This window comes from Natronocella acetinitrilica, assembly GCF_024170285.1.
Taxonomy (GTDB): Bacteria; Pseudomonadota; Gammaproteobacteria; order Nitrococcales; family Aquisalimonadaceae; genus Natronocella; species Natronocella acetinitrilica.
Genome location: NZ_JALJXV010000011.1, coordinates 20,368 through 42,201, shown reverse-complemented (window position 1 = coordinate 42,201; position 21,834 = coordinate 20,368). Strand labels below are relative to the sequence as shown.

Genomic DNA, 21,834 nt, shown 5'->3' with positions numbered 1-21,834 from the left:
CTCCCGGTCGGGACCGCACTGTATGGTCAGCTACGGACGAGTCCTTCGCCGGTGCAGTCCTGGCCCTCGTAGGCCCAATAGGGCAAGGGTTCGACCCGGTCGTCGGACTGGACCACGACCTCGGCCTGGCCATTGCTCTGCCACTGGGCGATCTTCGGCCAGAGGTGCGTATGCAGGTTCTCGTCGATGAGAATTTCACCCTGGGGCGCCATGGTGGTGAGACCAACCGCCGCATCACGGATGCTGATGGGGTTGATATCGCTGGGATCGAGCCGCTCCAGGGCTGCCTTGAACTGGTAGACCTGGAAGTAGGCCGCCTCGCTGACGAAGTGAGTCACCTGATCGCTGCCGTACTTGGCGAGATACGCTTCAACGAATGCTTCGTTCTCCGCCGACTCATGGCCCATGAAGTAAGGCGCCGACGAGAAGTGACCCGCTGCCGCCTCACCCCCGATGGCCTTCACCTCCACCTCGGAGCGCGTGAGACTCGCTACTGGCAGCTGCTCGGGATCAAATCCGGCGGCATGGAACTGTCGCTGGAACGCCACGTCGGAGTCACCCACCAGAGTGCAGAAGATGACGTCCGGGTCCAGTGAGCGAATGCGGTTGATCACCGAGCTGAAGTCGGAATGCCCCATGGGCACATACTCTTCGTGCACCGGTTCACCACCGATACGATCCAGGATGATCTTGCAGACGTTGTTTTCTTCCCGCGGATACACATAATTGTTGCCGATGAGGTAGAAGCGGCCGCCGAAATTCTCCTTCAACCAGGGCACGAAATCCTGCTGCTGCTGGTTGGGCACGGCACCGCCATACATGACGTTGCGGGAGCACTCACGTCCCTCGTACAGCGTCGGATACCAATAGAGATTGTTGCGGCCTTCCACCACCGGCAATACCGCCTGACGACTGGCGGAGGTGTAAGAGCCGAACACGCTGACGCAACGGTCGCGAATAACCAGGCGCCGCGCACGGTCGGCGAAAGTGGCCGGATCGGAGGCCGGGTCTTCCACATAGGGGCGCATGCCATGCACACCACCGGCATCGTTGATTTCCTCGATGGCCATCATGGCGGCGTCATGCAGTGTGCTTTCCACAACGGCTACTGCGCCGGTGAGAGAAAACAGCACACCAACAGGAATCTCGCCACCCTGTGCCCAGGGCTGATGGTTCTTGATCCAGATACCGGGGAATCCGGCCACACCGACCGCCCCAGTGGCAGCCACTCCCTTCAAAAAATTGCGTCTTTTCATTGCCCGCCTCCAGTGATCCAAACGCCTGGCGTTCATCGCAGCGGCGAATCCGCCAGGACTTCTTCTGAAACAAAAAAGGCCCCTTAGCTGACGAATGAATTCGCCGAACCAAGGGGCCTCTCTGCCCGTTTTTACGAGAAACATCGCAGTTGATGCTCTCGCTGAATAACACTTAAAGCACAAAAAAAATCTTATCGCAACAACAAAAATCAAAGAAAATATACGGCGCTCTTTTTCTTAATTCTCGGACAAAAGAAAACTGCTTCCGCACAAAAATTGCGCAAAAGAAATCATGCTGCATTCACATGGTGCAGCGGCAGATTCCGGAAGCGGGATTACACCTGAAACGTGTGTGATCTGCTTCACTCTGAGTGTACGGCGCCGTTGCCATACGGTGGTGGAACACGCGTGGTTCCACCCGGATAAACACCTGCTACGTGGTTTGGTCCCCAGGCCGCCATGCGGCTGCGAACTTGAACCAACGCTACCGGTGATCTGCCTCTGTCAGCGTTAAACGCTTCGCATTGTCGCCATTCGAATCCTCCCATCCAGGCGATGGCATCAGGACTTAGCGCTACGAATATCGAGACGTCCCAAGGGCGCCTCAACCTCTTCCCCTTTACTGCTTATATTGCCGAGTATTCCATCCGCGTTAATGATTGCCTGGGCGATCTCCGCAGTCGTTGTTCGCTTCGACATCGCCTGGGAACGAATTGTGCGGTAGGCCTCCTCTTCGCTGATTTTATGCAGGCGCATCAGAATGAATTTCGCCTGACTGATCTTTTGCGTGTTCTCGACCTTGGACTTCAATTTGCTTATCGTTTTTTCTACGCAGCGGAACTCATGCCAGATTCGCCGTGCCATGACCATGCTGCTCAGCACGCCATAGGCCCGCAGGGGCTTGGTCACCACCGCGTCCACACGCAGTTCCAGCAGGTTCTGCAATACCGACGGATTCTCATAGCCGGCAATGCCAATCAACGTGGGCCGGCTGGTCGCGCCACCATCAAACAGGTGGCGCAGCCCGCGAGACGGTGTTTCGTTCACTTCCACGAACACCACATCCGCACAATCAGGGACGGACTGCGGCAAAGGCCAGATCGCCTCCGCCCGGCAACCGATGCGGGTCACCTGCTGCAACAGCTCTTCAGCGTGGCTGTCACGAGGATGCATCACGAGCACGCGCAGCGCCCGAAGGTCCTTTATGATGCTGCTTGTTGCCATCGCATTAGCCTGGTCATAAGGTGATCAGACCTTCCCTGGGCGGCATAAGCCGAATACTCCAGTCGTTCAGTGCCGGCGTCACCAGATAGGGATCCGGCTTGATCGCGCGGCCCACTTCCATCTCCACCACGTATTCGCCCAGATCGTCGACGCGACCGATGCGGGACTGGAGATAGGTGTGGTTGTTGTCGGGGTCGATCTTGACGCGCCCCTGGGGTGCGTCGAAATCGGCACCCTGCAGCGCGCTGCGCAGCCGGTCCGTGTCCATGGACCCGGTGGCGCGCAGGGCATTGGCGAACATGTGCGCCTGGAAGTACGCCGCCTCGCAGCAACTGGTCACATCGTCAAGCGTGCCGAAGCGACGCTGGTAGCGTTCGAGAAAGCGGCGGTTGGCCTCACTCTGGATGTTGCGGAAGTAAGGCGCCGCAGTGATATGACCGGCGGCCGCCTCGGGGCCCATCTCCGCCACTTCGGCTTCGTTTGTGGTGAGACTGGCAATTGGAACACGCTTGCCGTCGCCGCCAGTGCGCAAATAGGCTCGATAGAGATTGATGGTGCCGGTACCGACCACCGTTGAGAAAATCACGTCAGGCGCCTGGGCGCGGACGTCCTCGAGGATCTTGTCAAAGTCGTGCGGCCCGGCCTCCAGCGTTACGTAGCGCTCACCGACAACCTCGCCGCCGCCCTGGCGAACGACGTTGCGCATGACCCGGTTCGACTCCCTGGGGTAGATGTAGTCGGAGCCGACGAAATAGAAGCGGCTGCCGAAATTCTCCATCAGATAACTGGCCAGGGGCACGCTGTTCTGGTTTGGTGCAGCGCCGCCGTAGATAACGTTGGCGGAATACTCGAACCCCTCGTATAGAGTCGGGTAGAAGAACAGTGCGTTCCGTCGCTCGATGACAGGCAACACTTCTTTGCGGCTCGATGACATGTAGCAGCCGAAGATCACATTGACGTCATCCTCGGTGAGCAGGTGCTCGGCGAGTTCACCATAGCGTGCAACGACGGAGCCCGGATCATAGATCACCGGCTCGATCTCCCGACCGTGCACACCGCCGCCCTCGTTGATCTCCTCGATGGCAAGCAGGGCGCCATTGAGTTGAGACTTCTCGATGACTGCGGTGACGCCGGTCTGCGAGAAAAGCACGCCGACCCGCCAGGCATTCTCGGACGAACTGTTGCGCCCCATGGTCGTGTCTGCCTCCGACAAACGAAAAAAGCTCCCCGGACCCCGCCAACCTTGGCTGGCGGTATCACAGGGAGCTGCTCTGCTCCGCGACGGGGTTCGACACCGAACCCCTATGGTTCATCCAAGATCGACCTGTGCGGTACGAATGTCAAGCAGCGCCGTTGCTGCACCGCACCCATACGGAAGCGTCTAGAACTCCGTACTGATGGTGAATGCGAACTGCTCACCATCGCCGCCTTCGCGCCTCGACAGGTCGTTATCGCCATAGCTCACGCTGAAATCCAGCCCGGCGTAGCTCACACCGACACCAAGCAACCAGTACGTGAAATCGGTGGCGTCGGAATCATCGAAATCGACGTATGCCAACTCGGCGAATGCGAAGGTGTTGAACGGCATGCTGTAGCCAGAGCCCAGGATGTACTCCAGGTACTCGCCGTCATCGAGCTCGTAGAGCACGGTAAAGCCGGTATCCAGATCGCCGAAACTGTAACCGACGCCTGCGTAAAGCTCGGTAAATTCGGCGCGCCCCCCTGCCGCCGGGAAGAAGAAGTGCGACACCCCGAGGTCGAGGCTAAGTGCGTCGGTCACATCAAAGCCGTAACCACCATAGACCTCCATTTCGAGATAGCTCGGATCCTCCTTGCCACCGAAGAGGCTCAGGTTGGCGTTGCCAAGGTAGAAACCCGACTCATGCTCGATTTCAAAGCCGCCGAATATGGCGGGCCGTCCACCCGTTTCACTCTGCCCCTGAAAGATGTCGTTGGATGTGACGCCGAAATCCCCACCCCAGGAAAAACCGTATCCGAGTTCGTTCGCGGATACGGCGGAAGTCGCGACCAGCACGCTGGCGGACGCGACTACGGCAAGGGTCTTTTTCATCAATGTAGCCTCTGGATAAAGACATCGTGATGGTGTTCGCCGCCAGACACGCAACTCGGGCGATCAAGCCGGAGCCCGCGTGCAGCTTGGAGCCATCTACCGATTAGCAGTGTTCGTACCAAAGATGGTGCGGCGCGCAAGACCCTGTGGAAACAGGGCTCGCCACAGCTCCGGCTGCGCCGGCCAGAGAAGAAATGCAACCAAATGGTGCAAACGCACCAGGGCGGAGCCGTATTCAAACCAAAAAAAGGGCCGCATACGCGGCCCTTATGGTACCTACCGGGGAAACCTGCTGATCAGGTCTCCTCTTCCTCACCGGCATCCACGTCACTTTCCTCAAGCATGTAGATGACCGCGTTACGCACTTCCTGATCGCTCAGGCTGGAGTCACCGCCTCGGGCGGGCATCCCGCGAATGCCGTTGATGGCGTTATGGACAAGTTCATCGAGCCCCTTGTCGTCGAAAAGAGCCTGCCAGACGCTGTTATCTCCCGTGGAGGGAGCAGCGTCCATGCGGCCTTCGGCGTGACAGGCCATACAGACCGACTCATTGATATCAGACCCGGTGCGTACGACGTCGTCATCGGCGTCGTCGTCATCTCCCGAATCATCACTGGCCATCTGTACCGGCATGGCCTCCCCATCCTGGCGTACGGCACTTGCGGGCCGCAGGTTGCGCTCAAGACGCTCGCGTTGCAGTTCAGCACGGCCCTGTTCCGTCGACCGGTCGAAAGAACCGGCAAACAGGGCAAGGGCCAACAGGATGACGGCCAGAACCGTCAATCCGATCATGACCCCGATAAAGGTTCGCATGAAAGCCGTATCGTCCTGGGTACTCACTCTGACCCCCGTCTCAACGCTGTTTCGGTGAGGGCGCACGAAGCCCGCCGCCTCGGCACAAACAGCTCGGGAGTATAGCGGCAAAGCCCGTAGCGGGAAAGCAGAGCCCATGGACGTGCAAGCGGGGAGCCGGTATCATGCGCAGCCTGCATGATGCAACGCGCCCGTAGCTCAGTTGGATAGAGTGTCGGCCTCCGAAGCCGAAGGTCGCAGGTTCGAATCCTGCCGGGCGCGCCATAGACCGCGCGGTCCCATAGCGGACCGCCCCCGTGACGGGGGCACTCCTCGGATACCGTCAGAAGTTGTAGCCAACCCCTACGGTGTAGGCCCAGGCGCCGTCGTCGAAGGCGTCGTCGGCGTCGCTGCTGCTGTTGAAGAACCACTGATACTCGACCCGTGCGAGCAAGTAGGTTTTCTGCTGCACGTAATACTTGATACCCGTTTCCAGGCCGGCGAAAGCACTATCCTTGACGCCATCGCCATAAATGGCACCGAGGCTGGCGCCGAGGAAAGGCCGCAGGCGGTTGAAGGCGAAGTGGTAATCCACGTAGCCACGGGTTGCGCCATTCCAGAAGTCGTCGGTGACGCTCTCGCCCTCGATACTCGCGTAATTGACGCTTTGGCGAAGACCAAGCACCAGCGGCTCGGTCAGGTGCCAGCCCAGATCGGCTACCAGTCCGAAACTTCCGCTATCGAACTTCTTGTCACTGCTACCACTTCCAGAGATCGAGAACTCCCTGTCGCCCTGAACGGGGCCGAATTGACTACTGCCGGTTTGTTGCGCGATCGCGGTGATCGGCAGCACGCAGGCAGCGCATAAAGCGAGACCGACAAATTTCTTCATTTCAAACCTCTTCAATCATAAAAAATAAATAATGAGACAGATGCAGAAACCCTATTTACGAAAAATTGCCTTCTGCATTCTGACATCCCTTCCAGATGTTTTTTAAAGCCTGCAACTTCCCTTGATCGTGTCCCAGCGCGTCGGGAAATCCTCCAAGCGGATCCACAACATCGCAAACCCGATTTCGAAAATCCTGATCGACACCTGGTTTCGCGTCTGTGCGCGGCCACACCGACGAAGGGATGAACAAACCAGGGTATGCGGCAGACCGTACAGAGCACCGCCGGAATTACGCGTACTGTCTTCTTTGATCAACCGGTTTTCGGTGGATATCAGAGAAGCATTACCAAAAGGTTTGGATTAATGAATAGCATCGTTTATCTGGTTGGCGCCGTTGTCATTGTCCTTTTCATTCTGGGCGTGATCGGTCTGCGATAACTCTTACTACACAAACTCGTCCGACTGGAGCGCCAGCCGGGTCAAGGAGCAACACAATGAACAATCGAAACGGAGCCCGCCTGAAGCAGGCGGTTCTTTTATTCCCCATGCTCCTATTGGGGCTGTTTCTGTTAAGCGCGTGCGCATCGACCCCGGTAGCCCCGACCGCATCACTTGACGAAGCGCGGGAGGCGATAGCGCGTGCCGAGCAGTCGGACGGACGGCAGTATGCCAGCAGCGAGCTTGACGACGCCATGCAGAAGCTGCAGAGGGCAGAACAGGCCGTTAGCCAGGAGGACATGGTCGAGGCCGAGCGACTGGCCCTTGAGGCTGCGATCACGGCGGAGTTGGCGACGGCAAGGACAGAAGCCGCCAAGGCCGCCGAAATCAATCGGGAGATGGGTCGCGGCGCTGAAGCCCTGACAGAGGAAATGCGCCGCATGGGAGAACAGCAATGAATACCCGAACGAAAACGACAGTAAGGAAGAGCGGCGCCGTCACGGCACTGGCTTTGTCCGTCGCCCTGTTGGCCGCCTGCGCGTCAACGCCGGAGAGTCCGTCGGGTGCCAGCGCCTTGCGCAGTAACCTCAGCGCACTGCAGAACGACCCCGATCTCGCCGAACGAGCTCGTGTCGAGTTGCGGGAAGCAGAGGAAGCTGTGCAGTTGGCCGAACAGCCGTTGCCATCGTCCGATGCCCGGCTCGCCGAGCATCGCGTCTACATGGCGGAGCAGAAGATCGAGATCGCCCGCGCCAAGGCCTCAACGCGCTATGCGGAGTATCAGCGTCAAAGCATGGAAGAGGCGCGCAGCGACGAACGACTGACCGCGCGTACGGAAGAAGCGGACCGCGCCCGCGCCGGCGTCGCTGACTTGCAGAGACAAATCGCCACACTTCAGGCGGAAGTCACTGATCGCGGGATTGTGTTGACACTGGGCGACGTGCTCTTTGCCACCGGAAGTGCCGAGTTGCAGCCCGGCGCGGATGGCAACCTCAACCGCCTGGTGGACTTCCTGAACGAACACCCGGAACGACGGGTCCTGATCGAGGGCCATACCGATAGCGTGGGTAGCGCGGAGTCGAACCAGCGGCTGTCCCAGCGTCGGGCGGACGCGGTGCGCTCGCATCTCGTTCGGCGTGGCTTGTCACAGGATCGGCTGTCCACCTCGGGCATGGGCGAGGATCGTCCGGTTGCGAGCAATGAAACAGCCTCCGGCCGCCAGCAGAACCGACGAGTGGAAATCATTATCGAGAATGCACCGTTGACGTCGGGCGCAGGTTCATAACGCGTCCAACCTGCAGTCAACAGCAAACGAGGCCTGACAGCTTACAGTCAGACCTCGTTTGATTTTGCCTGGCTATTTCGCCTGGGTATCCGGGAGCAGCCGGTCGTATTCCTTTTTCACCACCTCATAACACTCGCAGGTGCGCTGCTCGAGACCCTTTCGGTCCTGAATGAAAATGTGGCCGCGGTGATACCTGATCAGCCCTGCTTTCTGCAGCTTGCCTGCGGCTTCGGTGACACCCTCGCGGCGCACGCCGAGCATATTGGCGATCAATTCCTGGGTCATCACCAGCTCGTCGTTGTGGAGCCGGTCGTTGCTCAACAGTAGCCAACGGCAGAGTTGCTGATCCAGGGTGTGGTGTCGGTTGCAGACGGCGGTCTGCGCCATTTGCGTCAACAGGGCCTGGGTATAGCGCAACAGCAGACGCTGCATCGGGCCGCCGCGATAGAACTCGGCTTTCAGCGCTGACCCGTTGAGTCGATAGGCAGACCCGGCGGACTGAACCACCGCCCGGCTGGGCGTGGTTTCCCCGCCCATGAACAGCGAGACTCCGACAATCCCCTCGTTGCCAACCACCGAGATCTCTGCCGAGCCACCATCTTCCATGAGGCAGAGCAGCGACACGATGCAATCCACTGGGAAGTAGACGTGCTGCATTGCCAGATACGGCTCGCACAAGCTATCGCCCAGGGGCATCGAGACCGCCTCGAGGTCCCGATTCAACCGCTCGAACTCATCAGCGGGCAGCGCAGCGAGCAACTTGTTGGATCGTGCATCCGGAAGCGCAGGCAAAGACGAACGTTCCGTCTTTGGCGTCCGGGTGGGATTGCGTTGGGCGCTTGGATCAACCATCGGTGGCACCTCCGTTGATCAGTATAGAACAGCGGTTATGCAGGAATCCGAGGGACGCACGTCACCTCGGAACAGACTGGCCTGACCGCACAGGCAGTCTTGACATGCTCGGGCACCCTTGTCCGTACGGTGGAGCACATAACAGGGGGCTAATCCACGCAAAGCGCACAGACGGCGCACTCCCAAAAGCGCAGTCTGTGGTTTCGGATACTTCAGGACACCGTCATGAACATGAGGAAACGCGTCAATCAGGCACCTCTGCAAACCTGGGAAGACGAAGGTGGCAGCGTCTGTCCGCCGGTGAAGGATGGCATGCCCACGAAACACGGCCCTGTCAGAGAACACTACTTCGTTCCCGGCGGCTGGCCACCCATGCCGCGAATGGCATCCATGCGCTCGCCGGCATTCGATTGCGCTTTTCCCGAGCGGACGTGATGCAGGCTGCCCGTACATCAGCAAGACCAGGGCCGGTGCATCTCCAGCGCCTGATGCTATGTGCGCTACCGCACAGACAGGCGCTTTCGTGACTGACCATATCAATGTCAGGGCATGGGCATGGGACGGGAAGCATCGTCATGGACGAGATCAGTTGATGACCAGAGAAACAGGAACACGGGCAGGCGTAGCAACAGCCGCGCAGCCCGTGTCGATACTCCTTGTCGGGGCCAACCCCTCGAACGCGGCCGCAGTCATGGCGGCGATCGCCGGCCACGCCGATGGGCCGTGTCGCATCGAGAGTGTTGACACCTTATCCCGCGCCATTGGCTCGCTGGCGATCTGCACAGCGGATGTGGTGCTGTTCGGTGACGCCCCGGACGACAACGCCCATGAAGCACTGGCGCAGGCAAGACGCGCCGCGCCCGGGGCGTTGATGCTTCCCATGGACGCGACACAGCTTGGAGCCCATGGCTGGTTGCCCAACATTCTTCGCCATATCACCAGCCGCAAGACGGCCGATGCGGCCTTGCGGGTGACCGAGGAAGCCTTGTTCGAGGAGGCGGAGCGCGCCCGGGTCACCCTGGAATCGATTGGCGACGCCGTGCTGGTGACAGATACCCAGGGCCGGGTCACCTATCTCAACCCCGTCGCGAAATCCCTGACCGGATGGCTGGGCGAAGAAGCGTTGAAACAGCCCCTGACCAAAGTCTTCATGATTGCGGATGGGTCCACCAGCGAGCCGATGATGAATCCCGCCGTGACTGCCATGAACGAGGACAGAACGATCACGTTGATGGCCAACTGCGTCCTGCTGCAACGCGACGGCGGCAGCATCGGTATCGAGGACTCTGCGGCGCCTATCCATGATCGCAACGGCAATGTAACGGGCGCCGTCATCGTTTTCCGGGACGTGAGCCAGTCCCGGGCCGTGACCCGCAGGATGGCTTACCTGGCCCAGCATGATTCCCTGACCGGCCTACCCAACCGGGCGCTGCTGACGGAGCGTATGAACCTGGCCATGAGCGCCGCCCACCGCCATCGTAAACAAGTCGCACTGCTGTTCGTCGATCTGGACCACTTCAAACGGATCAACGACTCGCTGGGCCATGGCGTCGGTGACCAGGCGCTGCGCGCCATCGCCGAGCGAATCTCTGGCTGTGTCCGCAAGACCGACACCGCCTGCCGCCTCGGTGGTGACGAGTTCGTGATTCTGCTCGGCGATATCGACGGCCCGGATGATGCCGCACATATCGCAGAGAAGGTGTTGGCAGCCATCACGACGCCACTGCGCATCAGCGGCCAGACGCTGCAGGTCTCGGCCAGCGTCGGCATCAGCATCCATCCGGGTCACGGCGTGGATGCCGAGATCATCATCCGGCAGGCCGATGCGGCCATGTACCAGACCAAGGCCGACGGCCGGGATGGTTACAGGTTCTTCGAGCCGGATATCAAAACTGATGGGCCCGAGCGCCGTTCCGACAATCGCCCAACTGGCGTACCATAAATACAGGTTTGGGGCGTCGGCAACACCTTTGCCCGGCGAACCAGTGAAGCCACCGGAGGCCACATGACGTCCAGTGACCTGGTCGAGGAAGCAAGACTACGCCTTGTAGCCGAAGGCAAGCTCAGATCGGGTAATGCGCCGCCGGCTGCTGGCTGGGCGGTGAGTGCGGATGCCCTCGGCATGCTCTATCGGCTGGCCAGTTCTCCCGACACGGCCCATGATGCGCTCAAGCTCCTGCACGAACTCCAGGTCCATCAGGTGGAACTCGGTCTGCAGCAGGGCCAGCTGGAAGCCGCCGAACGTGAAACCACGGAAGCCATGAACCGCTACCAGGCTCTTTACGAGCTGGCTCCCCTGGGCTATTTCGTGGTTGATCGGTCAGGCGCCATCCTTGATGTGAATCGCGCCGGCGTCAGCCTGCTCGGTGTCAGTCGCGAATGTCTCATCGGTCGTGCATTCGGCGGATATCTCGCGCCGGAGAGCCGGCCCGCCATGCGAGACCTGTTCACGGTGCTGTGTGGTGAGGGCTACGGAGCGACCTGTCCCGTGCGGTTCATGCAAGGCGACGTCAGGGCAAACCTGGTGGCCTCGGTTGCCCCTGGCGGCGAACTTGTGCTGATGATCGCGTCGGAAGAGCCCGGGTCACGGGCGTCTTGACAACCCCCGATTCAGACACGCCCCTGCCTCGCATTGTCGGGCTGGGGGCGTCCGCTGGTGGACTCACCGCGCTGGAAGCGTTCTTCGTCCACGTCCGGCCCGACAGCGGCATGGCCTATATCGTTGTCCAGCATCTTGATCCAACCCAGAAGGCCTTGCTGCCCCAGTTGCTGCAACGGGTCACCGCCATGCCGGTGAGGGAGGCGGAGCATGGCATGCAGGTCTCTGCCGATTGTGTTTACGTTATCCCGCCCAATGCAGAGCTCACCCTTGCAGATAATACGCTGAAGTTGGCCGCACCTGTTCAACCGCGGGGCATGCGGCTGCCGATCAACGTGCTGTTCTCCTCGCTGGCGAGCGTCCTTGGAGACCGCGCCATCGGCATTGTGCTCTCCGGCATGGGCGCTGACGGCACCCTTGGCATGCAGGCGATCAAGGCGGTGGGCGGCCTGACCCTGGCGCAGCAACCCGAAACAGCGCAGTTCGACGCCATGCCCCGAAGCGTGATCGAAGCCGGTTTCGCGGACATCATCGCACCGGCGGATTCCCTGGCCAGTCGCATTGAGGCCTATGTCGGCAGAGTTGCCGAACCGGCGCCACATCCGGGCGATGGCGCGGCGCTGACCGCAGCGCCGCCGCCGCTGTCGCGCATCGTCAGGCTGCTCCTGAAGCGGACTCGGCACGACTTCTCGTTATACAAGAGCAGCACCCTGCACCGCCGCATCGAACGCCGTCAGGCCATCCACGGCATCGACTCGCTGGCCCGCTATGCCGACTTTCTCGAACAGAATCCGCAGGAAATCGACCTGCTGTTCAAGGAGTTACTGATCGGGGTTACCAGCTTCTTTCGTGACCCGGAGGTCTGGGACTACCTCGTCACCAGCGCACTCCCCGCCCTGATCGAGCGTCGTGATCCATCTCGACCGCTACGGGCCTGGGTGGCAGGTTGCTCCACCGGCGAGGAAGCCTACTCGCTGGCGATGGCACTCCGCGAGGCGGCGGAGAGCATACCTGGCTCCAGGCGGCTCGACATACAGATCTTCGCATCGGATCTGAGCCCCGATGCTATTACCACCGCACGCCGCGGCGAATACGCGCTGTCCATCGCCGATACCATACCCGCAGCGCGACTCCAACGGTTTTTCAGCCGACACGACACACACTTTCAGGTGAACACCGAGATCCGCGAGCTGATACTGTTCGCACAACACGACGTGGTGCTGGACCCGCCTTTCACGAAACTCGACCTGCTTGCCTGTCGCAATCTGCTCATCTACTTCGATGCAACGCTGCAACGCAGGCTGATTCCCCTGTTCCACTACTGCCTGCAACCTGACGGGCTGCTGGTGTTGGGCAGCTCCGAAACCGTGGGCCGGCAGACACACCTTTTCGATCCTGTGCAGTCCGCACTTCGCATCTACGCAAGACGCAAGACACCCGCGACGGAGGGGCCGGCCTTCTTGCTGGACGCATTCCCTCCATTATCCCGGCTGAGGAAGGAGCACGCCGTGTCCATGCCGAACCTGCCACCCGACAAGACCGACAACCTGCAGTCCGCTGCCGACCATGTGCTGCTCCAGGTCTATGCCCCGGCCGCGGTCGTGCTGAATAGCGACGGCGACATCGTGTATATCAGCGGACGTACGGGAAAGTACCTGGAACCCGCCGCGGGCAAGGCCAACTGGAATATCCATGCCATGGCCCGGCCAGGCCTTCGGGCACCGCTGGCCCAGGCGCTAAAACAGGCGAGCACGCAATCCGAACCGGTGCACCTCCATGGCCTTGCCCTCACAGACAAAGACAACGGCCTGACCCTGGACATCACCGTGCAGGTTTTTCATGAGCCCGCCGCCCTGCAAGGCATGAGCATGGTGGTGTTCCGGGAAATGCCCCGCGAGTTCTCGGTGCAGCAAAGAAAAGGAAGGCGAAGCACAGTAGCCGCGGCACATGCGGCCGAACTTGCGCAGTATCAGGACGAGATCATCGCGCTGCGCGAGGAAACCCGAGCCTCGAAAGACGCGCTGCAGTCGTCCAACGAGGAACTGCAATCCACCAACGAAGAGCTTCAATCCACCAACGAGGAACTCACCACCTCGAAGGAAGAAATGCAGTCCATGAACGAGGAGCTGCAAACCATCAACAGCGAACTGCGGGCGAAACTGGATGATCTCGCCCTCGCCCAGAGCGACATGCAAAACGTCCTCAACAGCATCGACATCGCGATCCTGTTCCTGGATCAGCAATTAAACGTGCGGCGCTATACCGATCGCGCCTCGGCCATTGTGAGCCTGCGCGAAAGTGACATCGGTCGCCCCCTGAGCGACCTGACCACCAGCCTCGACTACCCGACCTTGCACGAGGACGCAGTTGAAACGCTGCGCACGTTGATAGCCTCGGAAAAACAGATCGTTACCGCCGACGGTCGCTGGTTCTCCGTGCGCATCATTCCCTATCGCAGGCTGGACAACATGATCGACGGCGTGGTCATCACATTGTTCGACATCACGGAGACCAAAGTGCTGGAAGCAGCGCTGCGAAAAGAGTCCGAGTCGTAGCGACGGCCTGCCGGGTACGGGATCGCACCGACTGCGGCCGGTTGGGGGCACATAGTGACTGGTGGAAGGGCCAACGCACGCTGCGTTGCTGAACCCCTACTGTCACTGGCCCAGGAGGGCAATACCATGAATCCCTACATCCGTCTCTTGTCCGTATTTCTATTGGCGTTTTCCATGATCGGCCTGGCCGCCTGCACCGCCACCGACACCCGGCAGGCCCCTGGCGAATACATCGATGACAGCGTCATCACCGGGAAGGTGAAGGCCGCGATCTTCAACGATCCGGATCTGAAGGTCATGGAGATCAACGTGGAAACCTTCCGCGGCGAAGTGCAGCTCAGCGGCTTCGTCAGCTCGCGGGAAGCTGCAGACCGGGCCGTGGTCGTAGCGAGAGAGGTAGGCGGTGTCACCTCGGTTAAAAATGACATGCAGATCAAGTAGCTCTCAGGCACCCGGGAAGCGCGGAACTATTCACGCTTCCCGGGCCCTGCGAGCCATTGGTTACGCTGCTTCGAAGTCGATTGGATGAACGTCATCCAGATTGACCGCACGCCGAGCCACCCATAGATCGTAAATATCCTGCATCGCTAACCAGCTCTCAGGGGTACGCCCGAGAACTTTGGACAGGCGCAGAGACATTTCCGGACTAATGCCGCTCTCCCCTTTGAGCAACCGAGACAGGGTAGAAGGCGAAACGCCCAGATTGGAGGCAAGTTGCCGGGAGCTGATACCGAAAGGCTGCAGATAGACTGCTCGAATGAACTCACCAGGATGCGGCGGATTATGCATGGTCATCAGTGATAATCCTCATAATCAAGAATGTAGGCGTTCCCGTCCCGAAATTCGAACGTCACGCGCCAATTTCCGTTAACCCGAATGGACCACCGCCCCTTGTCTTGTCCCTTCAATGGGTGAAGCCGAAAACCGGGGATGTCCATGTCATCCACCGAAGCAGCGGTATCAAGAGCAGCAAGCTGCATGCGCAGCTTGCCAGCGTGATCAGGCTGTATGCCCGCCGTACTGCCGGTGGAATAGAACCGTCTCAGTCCTTTGTGACGGAATGACTTGATCATGAAGAAAGCATAGCTTGTTGCGCATCACGCAACAAGAAAGCGCAACAAGCGTTAGCCGCTTGGCTTGTTTAGGGAATCACTCCAGTTTCGACCAGCCGTGGCAACTGCCTGGCAAGCGCATCAGGGCAACGGCAACCGATCCAGCGGCGGCTCCGCCGCACCACTGCGCCGCGCGCCAGCGGCCAGCGCCTCTGTCACCGCGCGCAATGCCGCAAGCCTGGCGTAGCGCTTGTTGCCGGCACCGATCAGTGTCCAGGGCGCACAGGCGGTGTCGGTCTCGCTGAACATATCCTCGGCCGCGGCGATGTAGTCATCCCAGCGCGCCCGGTTGCGCCAATCCTCATCCGACATCTTCCAGCGCTTGAACGGATTCTCGAGCCGCTCCTCAAAACGACGCAACTGTTCGTCAGGGTCAATGTGAAACCAGAGTTTGCAGAGCACGACGCCGTCATCCACCAGCAGGCGCTCAAGATCGTTGATCTCGCGGTAGGCGCGACGCCACTCCGCGGGCGTGGCCAGCCCCTCCACCCGCTCCACCAGCACGCGTCCGTACCAGGAGCGATCGAAGATCACCAGTTCACCGGGCGCGGGTACGCGCTGCCAGAAGCGATAGAGGTAGTGCTTCGCCTGGTCCATGGGATCCGGCGCACCAATCCGATAGACCCGGTAACTGCGCGGGTCGAGCCGCGCCACCAGCCGCCGGACGGCACCACCCTTGCCCGCCGCGTCCATGCCCTCGACGTTGACTATGGCCCGACCGCCGCCACGCAGAAAGCTCAGCTGCAGTATCAGCAGGTCCAGCTGCCAGGCCTTGAGCAGACGATCGTAATCGGCCGCACCCAAGGGGTGGCGCAAGTTCAGCCGTGACAAACGTTGCTCACTCATGACCCGGCGACCTCCTGTACTCCGGCTAAGTAACCGGCATTGTTGTCACAAATTCTGTTTCTTGCGAATGAACTAGAAGAGGTCAGGTAGCTCCTTTTGCAGGGCCATGCGCTCCCGGATTCGCTTGCCGGTGAGGGCGAAGCCCAGCAGCGTGCCACCGTCTCCCCGGAACTCGGCCTTGATGTCTGGCGCCTCGCCGTCGAATTGCCATACGCCTTCAGCGCCGCCGGCTGGCGGCCAGGCAACCACCTGACAGCAGCTGGTCTTGACGTTGACGGGCATGACCGGATAGCGCACGTCGGTGGTTTCACCGGCCAGCGTCTTTGCCAGCGCCCGGGCGGCGTTGGTGAGCGGCGCCACGTAAGGCAGCACCCAGCCCTCGACCTCGGCGCAATCACCCAGCGCATAGACGTTCGGGTGGGAAGTCGCGAGGCTCCTGTCCACACGGATGGCCTTGCCGACGCTGAGCCCCGCGGCTTCTGCAAGTTCTGTTCTTGGGCGCAGGCCCACGGCCGCCAGCACGGTGTCGGCCTGCAGGGTAGAACCATCTGAGAGCTTTGCCGTCAACTGTTCGCCGTCGGCGTCGACGCGATCCACGGTACGCTCCGAGTGGATCACGACCCCCAGATCTTCCAGGGCAGCGCGCAGCGCCTCGGCGGACTGATCGGGCAGCAACAGGGGCAAGGGCAGCGGCTCTGGAAACACCAGATCGACCTGGCGATCAGCTTCGCGCAGATCGTTGGCGAACTCGCAGCCGATCAGCCCACCACCGATCACCAGCACGCGGCCGGCATGATCACCGACCTTGCGAAAGCGCTCATATTGATCCAGGTCGTTGATCTGGAATATCCGATCCACCGCATCCCCCCTGATGGGCGGGGCAACTGGATCGGCGCCCAGGGCGAGCACCAGTTTGTCGAAGGCGATGGACTTGCCGTCGCGGAGGTGGACCTCGCCCTCATCGGGCAGGATCGCCTCGACCCGGGTGTCTGTCAGCACCGTTGCATCAAGCTGCCTGGCCATTTCTTCCGGACTGGATTGCACCAGATCATGCGGCGTCTGCTGCTTGCGATAACCGGTGGAGAGCATGGGTTTGGAGTAGGCCCTGCCCGAATCCGCAGTGACAAGGGTCAGCGATGTGTCCGTGTCGTGCTTGCGAAACTCCCTGGCCGTGGTGTAGCCGGCCAAACCAGTACCAATGATGACGATGCTCAAGCGCACCTCCGTGAGGTTCAAAAGTTGGCAATGCTGACAGCGAACCCTGCCGCGTGTTCCTCATGGTAACGCCGAATCATCCAACCGGCTTCGCCATGGACTTGATGTACATCAATCCGCCTATGCCGGTACTGCGAGAGAAGGGTGGAGCCAGCAGGCGTAGTGACGGGTGATCGCCATGATCGAATCAGGAACCACATTATCAAGTCGCCTCGGCAGCGCCGGCGGGCAACTCTTTCAGTACCCCTTCCGGATCTTTTCCTGTCGCTGGCTCTGCTCGCGGTGGTTGCGGTTCCGCTCTGGACAGCCGAACTGACGGGTTGGTTCTCAGCGCCGCTCGCGTTACCCGGTTATTTCTGGCATCAGCATGAGCTTGTTTTCGCATTCCTGAATGCGGGTATCGCCGGTTTTCTGCTCACCGCCGTCTGCGTGTGGACGGGCACGGAGCGGCTACACGGTCTCCCGCTCATGGGGCTCTGGCTGGTCTGGCTCGCCGGCCGTCTGGTGATGGGGTTCGGCGCGGAACTGCCCGCCTGGGTGGTCATGGCGGTTAACCTGGCATTTCTGCCCCTGGTGATGGTGGATGCCGGCTGGCGTATCTGGCATGGCCGGCAAAAGCGCCAGCTGGTGTTGCTGCTGGTCATCGGGTTGGTCTGGCTGATGCAACTGGGCTTTTTCCTGCAACCCCACGGGCCTTATGTCCATGGTGCATTGATTGTCGCGGCCGCCTTGATGCTGGTCATCGGCGGCAGAATCACGCCGAACTTCTCCAAAGCCTGGTTGCGACAGCAAGGCCTGCCAGGCCGCGGCCCGCACACCGTTCCATGGCTGGAAATCACTCTGCTGATCGCCATGGCCATGACGCTTGTGGGCGTGCTGACCGGCCTACAGGCCGTGATCGTTATCGCAGCAGGGCTTGCCGCCCCGCTGTCTCTGGCACGCACCCTGCTGTGGCGCGGATGGGAGGTGCGCGGGGAACCACTACTGTGGATGCTGCATCTGTCGCTGCTGTGGATCCCCCTGGGCCTGGCCCTTCTCGCCGGCAGCGCCGCCGGCTGGTGGCCGGCGACAGCCTGGATACACGCGCTGGGGGTGGGCGCCATGGGTGGCCTGATACTTGGCGTGATCAGCCGGGTTGCCCTGGGTCACACGGGCCGGACCCTGAAACTGCCCGCCGGGATGACCGCGGCGTTTGTTGTGATCCACATCGCTGCTCTCGCCAGGGTTGCCACCGGCCTCGGCGATCTGCCATGGCAGGCAGGCATTGGCATCGCCGGCACCCTGTGGACCGTGGCGTTCGGCCTGTTCCTGGTCCGCTACACGGGCATTCTGGCCGGCCCCAGGGCGGACGGCGCGCCAGGTTGATCCCCGCCAAACTGGCGATCCTGCCTGGCAGCCGTTACGATCGTTGCTCCCTGTGCCAGATGATTCCGGCCTGCTTTTGCGAGTGCGCCATCCGCCCTGGAGTCCACCCCTATGCCCGGCCCCCTCGACGGCATCCGCGTTATCGATCTCACTGCCATGGTGTCCGGGCCGCTATGCACGATGATGCTCGCGGATCAGGGCGCCGAGGTCATCAAGATCGAGAACCCGGCCGGGGGTGACTTCACCCGGTCGGCTTCCAACCGCCGGGGCGGCTACCCGGCCTCGTTCCTGAACAACAATCGCAACAAGCGTTCCGTGGCGCTCAATCTGAAGGCAGCCGAGGGGCGCGAAGCGCTGCTCCGCCTGGTGGATAGCGCGGATGTCTTCGTGCAGAACTTCCGGCCCGGCGTTATCGAGCGCATGGGGCTCGGCGAGGCGGTGATTCGCGAGGTCGCGCCGACGATTGTCTACGTCTCGATCAGCGGCTTCGGCGAGCAGGGCCCCTATGGGCAGAAGCCGGTCTACGATCCGCTGATTCAGGGACTCTCGGGGCTCGCTTCCGTCCAGGCCGGATCAGACGAGCGACGGCCACAGCTGGTCAGAACCATTCTGCCGGACAAACTCACCGGAGTCGTGGCGGCCCAGGCGATAACCGCCGCGTTGCTGGCCCGTGCACGGACCGGTAAGGGTGAGCATGTGCGGCTGTCCATGCTGGACGCAGTCATCGCGTTCCTCTGGGGCTCGGACATGGGCAGTCAGACGTTTGTGGCCGACGCATTACCCCAACAGGAAGCGGCGAGCTTCCAGGACCTCATCTACGAGACCACTGACGGCCATATCACCATCGCCGTACAGAATGACCGTGAGTGGGAGGCGCTGACCCACGCCCTGGAGCGGCCGCAATGGCTGGAGGACCCGCGTTTTCGCAACGCCGCCCTGCGCCAGGACAATATCGATGCGCGGCTGGAACTGACCCAGTCAGTGATTCGTCATGGCTCCAGTGAACACTGGTTGCAACGCCTCGAGGCCCACGGTGTTCCCTGTGCGCCGGTGCTGACGCGTCAGGCGATGCTCGATCACCCCCAGGTCCAGGCCAACGGGATTCTCCGGGAATACGACCACCCCGCCGCGGGACGCCTGCGCCAGTCCCGACCGGCGGCGCGCTTTGCCGGAAACGACGCCTTCGAGCCTCAACCGGCACCCGCCCTGGGTCAGGACACCCACACGCTGCTGTCCCGGTGCGGTTACGACGATGCCACGCTGCAGAAAATGCACGCAGCCGGGGTGATCAGGCTCGACCAGGAGAACGGCTGATGATCGACTTCTACTACTGGCCCACCCCGAACGGCTGGAAAGTCTCCATCATGCTCGAGGAGTGCGGGCTGGACTACCGGATGATTCCCGTCAACATCGGCAAGGGTGACCAATTCAAGCCCGAGTTCCTTCGCATCAGTCCGAACAACCGAATCCCGGCCATCGTTGATTTTGACGTGCCGGGTGAGCCGCTGCCCGTGTTCGAAGCGGGTGCGATTCTGATTCATCTGGCAGGGAAGACCGAGCGGTTCCACCCCACCGATGCACGGGCCCGCAAGGAAATGCTGGAGTGGCTGTTCTGGCAGACGGGCAACCTCGGGCCGATGGCCGGGCAGGTCAGCCATTTTGTCAATTACGCCGAGGGCGAGCACACCTATTCCAGGGAGCGTTACAGCAGGGAGTACAACCGCTGCCTGGCCGTACTGGAACGGAGGCTCGCGGATCGGGAATACCTGCTCGGCGACACCTACAGCATCGCCGACATGGCGGCCTGGCCGTGGGTGTTGATCGCGAAGCCGCTGGGGCAAACCCTGGAGGAATTTCCCAATGTGCGCCGCTGGCGCCAGACCATCAAGGAGCGTCCAGCCGTCCGCGCCGGAGTGGATCTGGGCAAGGAGTACCGCCGCCAGGCGCCCCCTGACGAAGAGGAGCGCCGCATTCTGTTCGGACAGGACAAGCGCTAGACCGGTCTCCCTGGGCATCAAGCGTCGGGACAATCACGCCGGAGCATGCAGCTCGACAGGCAGACGCGTGAACGAGCGCCGTCCCCGCTTGAAGCCGAACAGCACCGGCGCGTTTTCCGAGATGGCCTGGGCCTTGTCGACGCAGTCGAGCACCACCAGATCCGCCGCGCAACCCGGCGCCACGCCGTAGTCGTCCAGTCGCAGCATGCGCGCGGAGCGCTCGGAGACCATGTCGAAACAGTCCTGCATGTGCTCCGCACTGCCCACATGGGCAACGTTGGCGTAGAGGTTCGCCATGCGCACCAGCGAGCAATCACCAAACGGCGTGAACGGATTCAGCACATTGTTGGTGGACAGCGAACAGTTCACACCGTAATCGAGCAGGTGATGGCAGGGAGTCACGCCTCGCGGTACGTTCCGGTCGGCATCCCGCCCCATGAGGAACAGATCAGTGGACGGCAGCACGGTCAGGGCCACACCCGTATCAGCCATGCGCCGGGCAGCCTCGGCGAAGCGCTGGGGGCTGACGGCGGATAGCTTGGTGACATGGCCGATGGTAACGCGGCCACCGTACTTGAAACGCTCGGTCAGCTCGCAGACATAATCGAGAGCCAGGGACGTGGGATCCAGGCTCAGGTCCAGATGCATGTCGATATCTACATCGAACTCCCGCGCCATCTCGAATATGCGATCCATCTGCCCATGGGGGTCGCTGTCCGTGTAGGGGGCCGCACCCACGACCCTGCAGCCCCGGCGCAGGGCTTCCACCATCAGCTCATCCGTACCCGGGTTGTTGAGCAGGCCCTCCTGGGGGAACACGCAGATATCCAGGTCGATGGCCCAACGATAGTCCTCGGCCAACTGCTCCACACCATCAAGACTGCGCAGCCCGACGATGGGGTCGACCTCGAGGTGGGTACGCATGTGGGTCGTTCCCTGGGAGATGGCCTTGCGCAGCGTCCGGCTGCCGCGTTCGTAGACATCCTCGGCGGTGAAATCCCGCTTGGCACGGGACACCTCTGCAATGGCCTCTTCCAGATCCCCGCGTTTCGATGCGCAGCGCCCCAGCAGGCAGGACTTGTCCAGGTGGATATGGGTTTCAATGAAACCGGGAGAGACCAGCCGGCCGCCCACATCCAGCACCTCGGCGTCCGCCGATAATGCCTTCTCGACGGCAACGATTCTGCCTCCCTCGATACCGATATCCACCGTGCCCGACGCCGCATGCCCCTGCACTGCTGCATTCCTGATAATCAGGTCCATCACTCGACTCCTCGTTGACCCACGAGCACACCGCGCCGCCAAGCCGGGAGGCTGCGGCTGCAAGATTGGAAGG

22 protein-coding genes and 1 tRNA gene are annotated in these 21,834 nt (G+C 61.2%); 11 read left to right on the top strand and 12 right to left on the bottom strand.

The window, feature by feature from the left end; genetic code table 11:
• Positions 1 to 26: 26 nt before the first annotated feature.
• The 5 genes from J2T57_RS19435 to J2T57_RS22510 form a co-directional block, all read right to left on the bottom strand.
• On the bottom strand, positions 27 to 1,256 hold the full coding sequence (locus J2T57_RS19435) for a transporter substrate-binding protein (protein ID WP_253483870.1): 1,230 nt from the start codon (positions 1,254 to 1,256) through the stop codon (positions 27 to 29).
• Positions 1,257 to 1,817: 561 nt separating this feature from the next.
• Positions 1,818 to 2,480 (bottom strand): ANTAR domain-containing response regulator, encoded by a 663-nt coding sequence (locus J2T57_RS19430; protein WP_253483868.1) that lies wholly within the window; start codon positions 2,478 to 2,480, stop codon positions 1,818 to 1,820.
• Between the two features lie 13 nt (positions 2,481 to 2,493).
• Positions 2,494 to 3,672 carry a transporter substrate-binding domain-containing protein gene (locus J2T57_RS19425; protein WP_253483859.1) on the bottom strand — a complete coding sequence of 393 codons (1,179 nt, stop codon included), beginning with the start codon at positions 3,670 to 3,672 and terminating at the stop codon, positions 2,494 to 2,496.
• 189 nt (positions 3,673 to 3,861) lie between these two features.
• Entirely contained in the window at positions 3,862 to 4,551 is a 690-nt protein-coding gene (locus J2T57_RS19420; protein ID WP_253483857.1) for a TorF family putative porin, read from the bottom strand.
• A 296-nt stretch (positions 4,552 to 4,847) separates the two neighbouring features.
• Positions 4,848 to 5,390 carry a c-type cytochrome gene (locus J2T57_RS22510; protein ID WP_253483856.1) on the bottom strand — a complete coding sequence of 181 codons (543 nt, stop codon included), beginning with the start codon at positions 5,388 to 5,390 and terminating at the stop codon, positions 4,848 to 4,850.
• A gap of 160 nt (positions 5,391 to 5,550) precedes the next feature.
• Here J2T57_RS22510 and J2T57_RS19410 point away from each other — a divergent pair.
• Positions 5,551 to 5,627 (top strand) — tRNA-Arg (locus J2T57_RS19410).
• Between the two features lie 58 nt (positions 5,628 to 5,685).
• Here J2T57_RS19410 and J2T57_RS19405 read toward each other — a convergent pair.
• Positions 5,686 to 6,234: an outer membrane beta-barrel protein gene (locus tag J2T57_RS19405; protein WP_253483854.1), complete on the bottom strand. Its 549-nt coding sequence runs from the start codon at positions 6,232 to 6,234 to the stop codon at positions 5,686 to 5,688.
• 494 nt (positions 6,235 to 6,728) lie between these two features.
• Here J2T57_RS19405 and J2T57_RS19400 point away from each other — a divergent pair, with 494 nt between their 5' ends.
• Together J2T57_RS19400 and J2T57_RS19395 are read left to right on the top strand one after the other, a co-directional pair.
• Positions 6,729 to 7,130, top strand: a complete 402-nt coding sequence (locus J2T57_RS19400) for a DUF4398 domain-containing protein (RefSeq protein WP_253483850.1) — start codon at positions 6,729 to 6,731, stop codon at positions 7,128 to 7,130.
• Complete coding sequence (locus J2T57_RS19395; RefSeq protein WP_253483847.1) at positions 7,127 to 7,957, top strand: OmpA family protein; 831 nt, start codon at positions 7,127 to 7,129, stop codon at positions 7,955 to 7,957. Before J2T57_RS19400 ends, J2T57_RS19395 begins: the two co-directional genes overlap by 4 nt.
• Positions 7,958 to 8,029: 72 nt before the next feature.
• On the opposite strand, the gene J2T57_RS19390 is transcribed toward J2T57_RS19395, so the two are convergent.
• The gene (locus J2T57_RS19390) at positions 8,030 to 8,809 is read right to left on the bottom strand and encodes a Crp/Fnr family transcriptional regulator (RefSeq protein ID WP_253483844.1); all 780 of its coding nucleotides are present in this window, start codon (positions 8,807 to 8,809) and stop codon (positions 8,030 to 8,032) included.
• Between the two features lie 225 nt (positions 8,810 to 9,034).
• Here J2T57_RS19390 and J2T57_RS19385 point away from each other — a divergent pair, with 225 nt between their 5' ends.
• From J2T57_RS19385 to J2T57_RS19365, 5 genes are all read left to right on the top strand, one after another.
• Positions 9,035 to 9,244 (top strand): hypothetical protein, encoded by a 210-nt coding sequence (locus J2T57_RS19385; protein WP_253483840.1) that lies wholly within the window; start codon positions 9,035 to 9,037, stop codon positions 9,242 to 9,244.
• A 157-nt stretch (positions 9,245 to 9,401) separates the two neighbouring features.
• Entirely contained in the window at positions 9,402 to 10,751 is a 1,350-nt protein-coding gene (locus J2T57_RS19380; protein ID WP_253483837.1) for a diguanylate cyclase domain-containing protein, read from the top strand.
• Between the two features lie 63 nt (positions 10,752 to 10,814).
• Positions 10,815 to 11,408: a PAS domain-containing protein gene (locus J2T57_RS19375; protein WP_253483819.1), complete on the top strand. Its 594-nt coding sequence runs from the start codon at positions 10,815 to 10,817 to the stop codon at positions 11,406 to 11,408.
• Positions 11,405 to 13,963, top strand: coding sequence for a chemotaxis protein CheB (locus J2T57_RS19370; RefSeq protein WP_253483816.1), 2,559 nt, complete (start codon positions 11,405 to 11,407; stop codon positions 13,961 to 13,963). Before J2T57_RS19375 ends, J2T57_RS19370 begins: the two co-directional genes overlap by 4 nt.
• Before the next feature lie 126 nt (positions 13,964 to 14,089).
• Positions 14,090 to 14,404, top strand: a complete 315-nt coding sequence (locus J2T57_RS19365; RefSeq protein ID WP_253483813.1) for a BON domain-containing protein — start codon at positions 14,090 to 14,092, stop codon at positions 14,402 to 14,404.
• 60 nt (positions 14,405 to 14,464) lie between these two features.
• Here the strand turns inward: J2T57_RS19365 and J2T57_RS19360 are convergent, their stop codons facing one another.
• The 4 genes from J2T57_RS19360 to J2T57_RS19345 form a co-directional block, all read right to left on the bottom strand.
• Positions 14,465 to 14,758, bottom strand: coding sequence for a HigA family addiction module antitoxin (locus J2T57_RS19360; RefSeq protein ID WP_253483810.1), 294 nt, complete (start codon positions 14,756 to 14,758; stop codon positions 14,465 to 14,467).
• Entirely contained in the window at positions 14,758 to 15,036 is a 279-nt protein-coding gene (locus J2T57_RS19355; protein ID WP_253483807.1) for a type II toxin-antitoxin system RelE/ParE family toxin, read from the bottom strand. Before J2T57_RS19355 ends, J2T57_RS19360 begins: the two co-directional genes overlap by 1 nt.
• Positions 15,037 to 15,156: 120 nt before the next feature.
• Positions 15,157 to 15,921: a polyphosphate kinase 2 family protein gene (locus J2T57_RS19350; protein WP_253483804.1), complete on the bottom strand. Its 765-nt coding sequence runs from the start codon at positions 15,919 to 15,921 to the stop codon at positions 15,157 to 15,159.
• A gap of 72 nt (positions 15,922 to 15,993) precedes the next feature.
• A complete protein-coding gene (locus J2T57_RS19345) occupies positions 15,994 to 17,136 on the bottom strand; it encodes an NAD(P)/FAD-dependent oxidoreductase (protein WP_253483801.1) in 1,143 nt (380 codons plus the stop codon).
• A gap of 144 nt (positions 17,137 to 17,280) precedes the next feature.
• On the opposite strand from J2T57_RS19345, the gene J2T57_RS19340 reads away from it, so the two are divergent.
• From J2T57_RS19340 to J2T57_RS19330, 3 genes are all read left to right on the top strand, one after another.
• Positions 17,281 to 18,501, top strand: a complete 1,221-nt coding sequence (locus J2T57_RS19340) for an NnrS family protein (RefSeq protein WP_253483798.1) — start codon at positions 17,281 to 17,283, stop codon at positions 18,499 to 18,501.
• A gap of 111 nt (positions 18,502 to 18,612) precedes the next feature.
• A complete protein-coding gene (locus J2T57_RS19335; RefSeq protein WP_253483795.1) occupies positions 18,613 to 19,815 on the top strand; it encodes a CaiB/BaiF CoA transferase family protein in 1,203 nt (400 codons plus the stop codon).
• Positions 19,815 to 20,498: a glutathione S-transferase family protein gene (locus J2T57_RS19330; protein ID WP_253483780.1), complete on the top strand. Its 684-nt coding sequence runs from the start codon at positions 19,815 to 19,817 to the stop codon at positions 20,496 to 20,498. The genes J2T57_RS19335 and J2T57_RS19330 overlap by 1 nt, the downstream gene beginning before the upstream one ends.
• Before the next feature lie 33 nt (positions 20,499 to 20,531).
• On the opposite strand, the gene J2T57_RS19325 is transcribed toward J2T57_RS19330, so the two are convergent.
• Positions 20,532 to 21,761, bottom strand: a complete 1,230-nt coding sequence (locus tag J2T57_RS19325) for an amidohydrolase family protein (protein WP_253483763.1) — start codon at positions 21,759 to 21,761, stop codon at positions 20,532 to 20,534.
• Between the last annotated feature and the right edge of the window lie 73 nt (positions 21,762 to 21,834).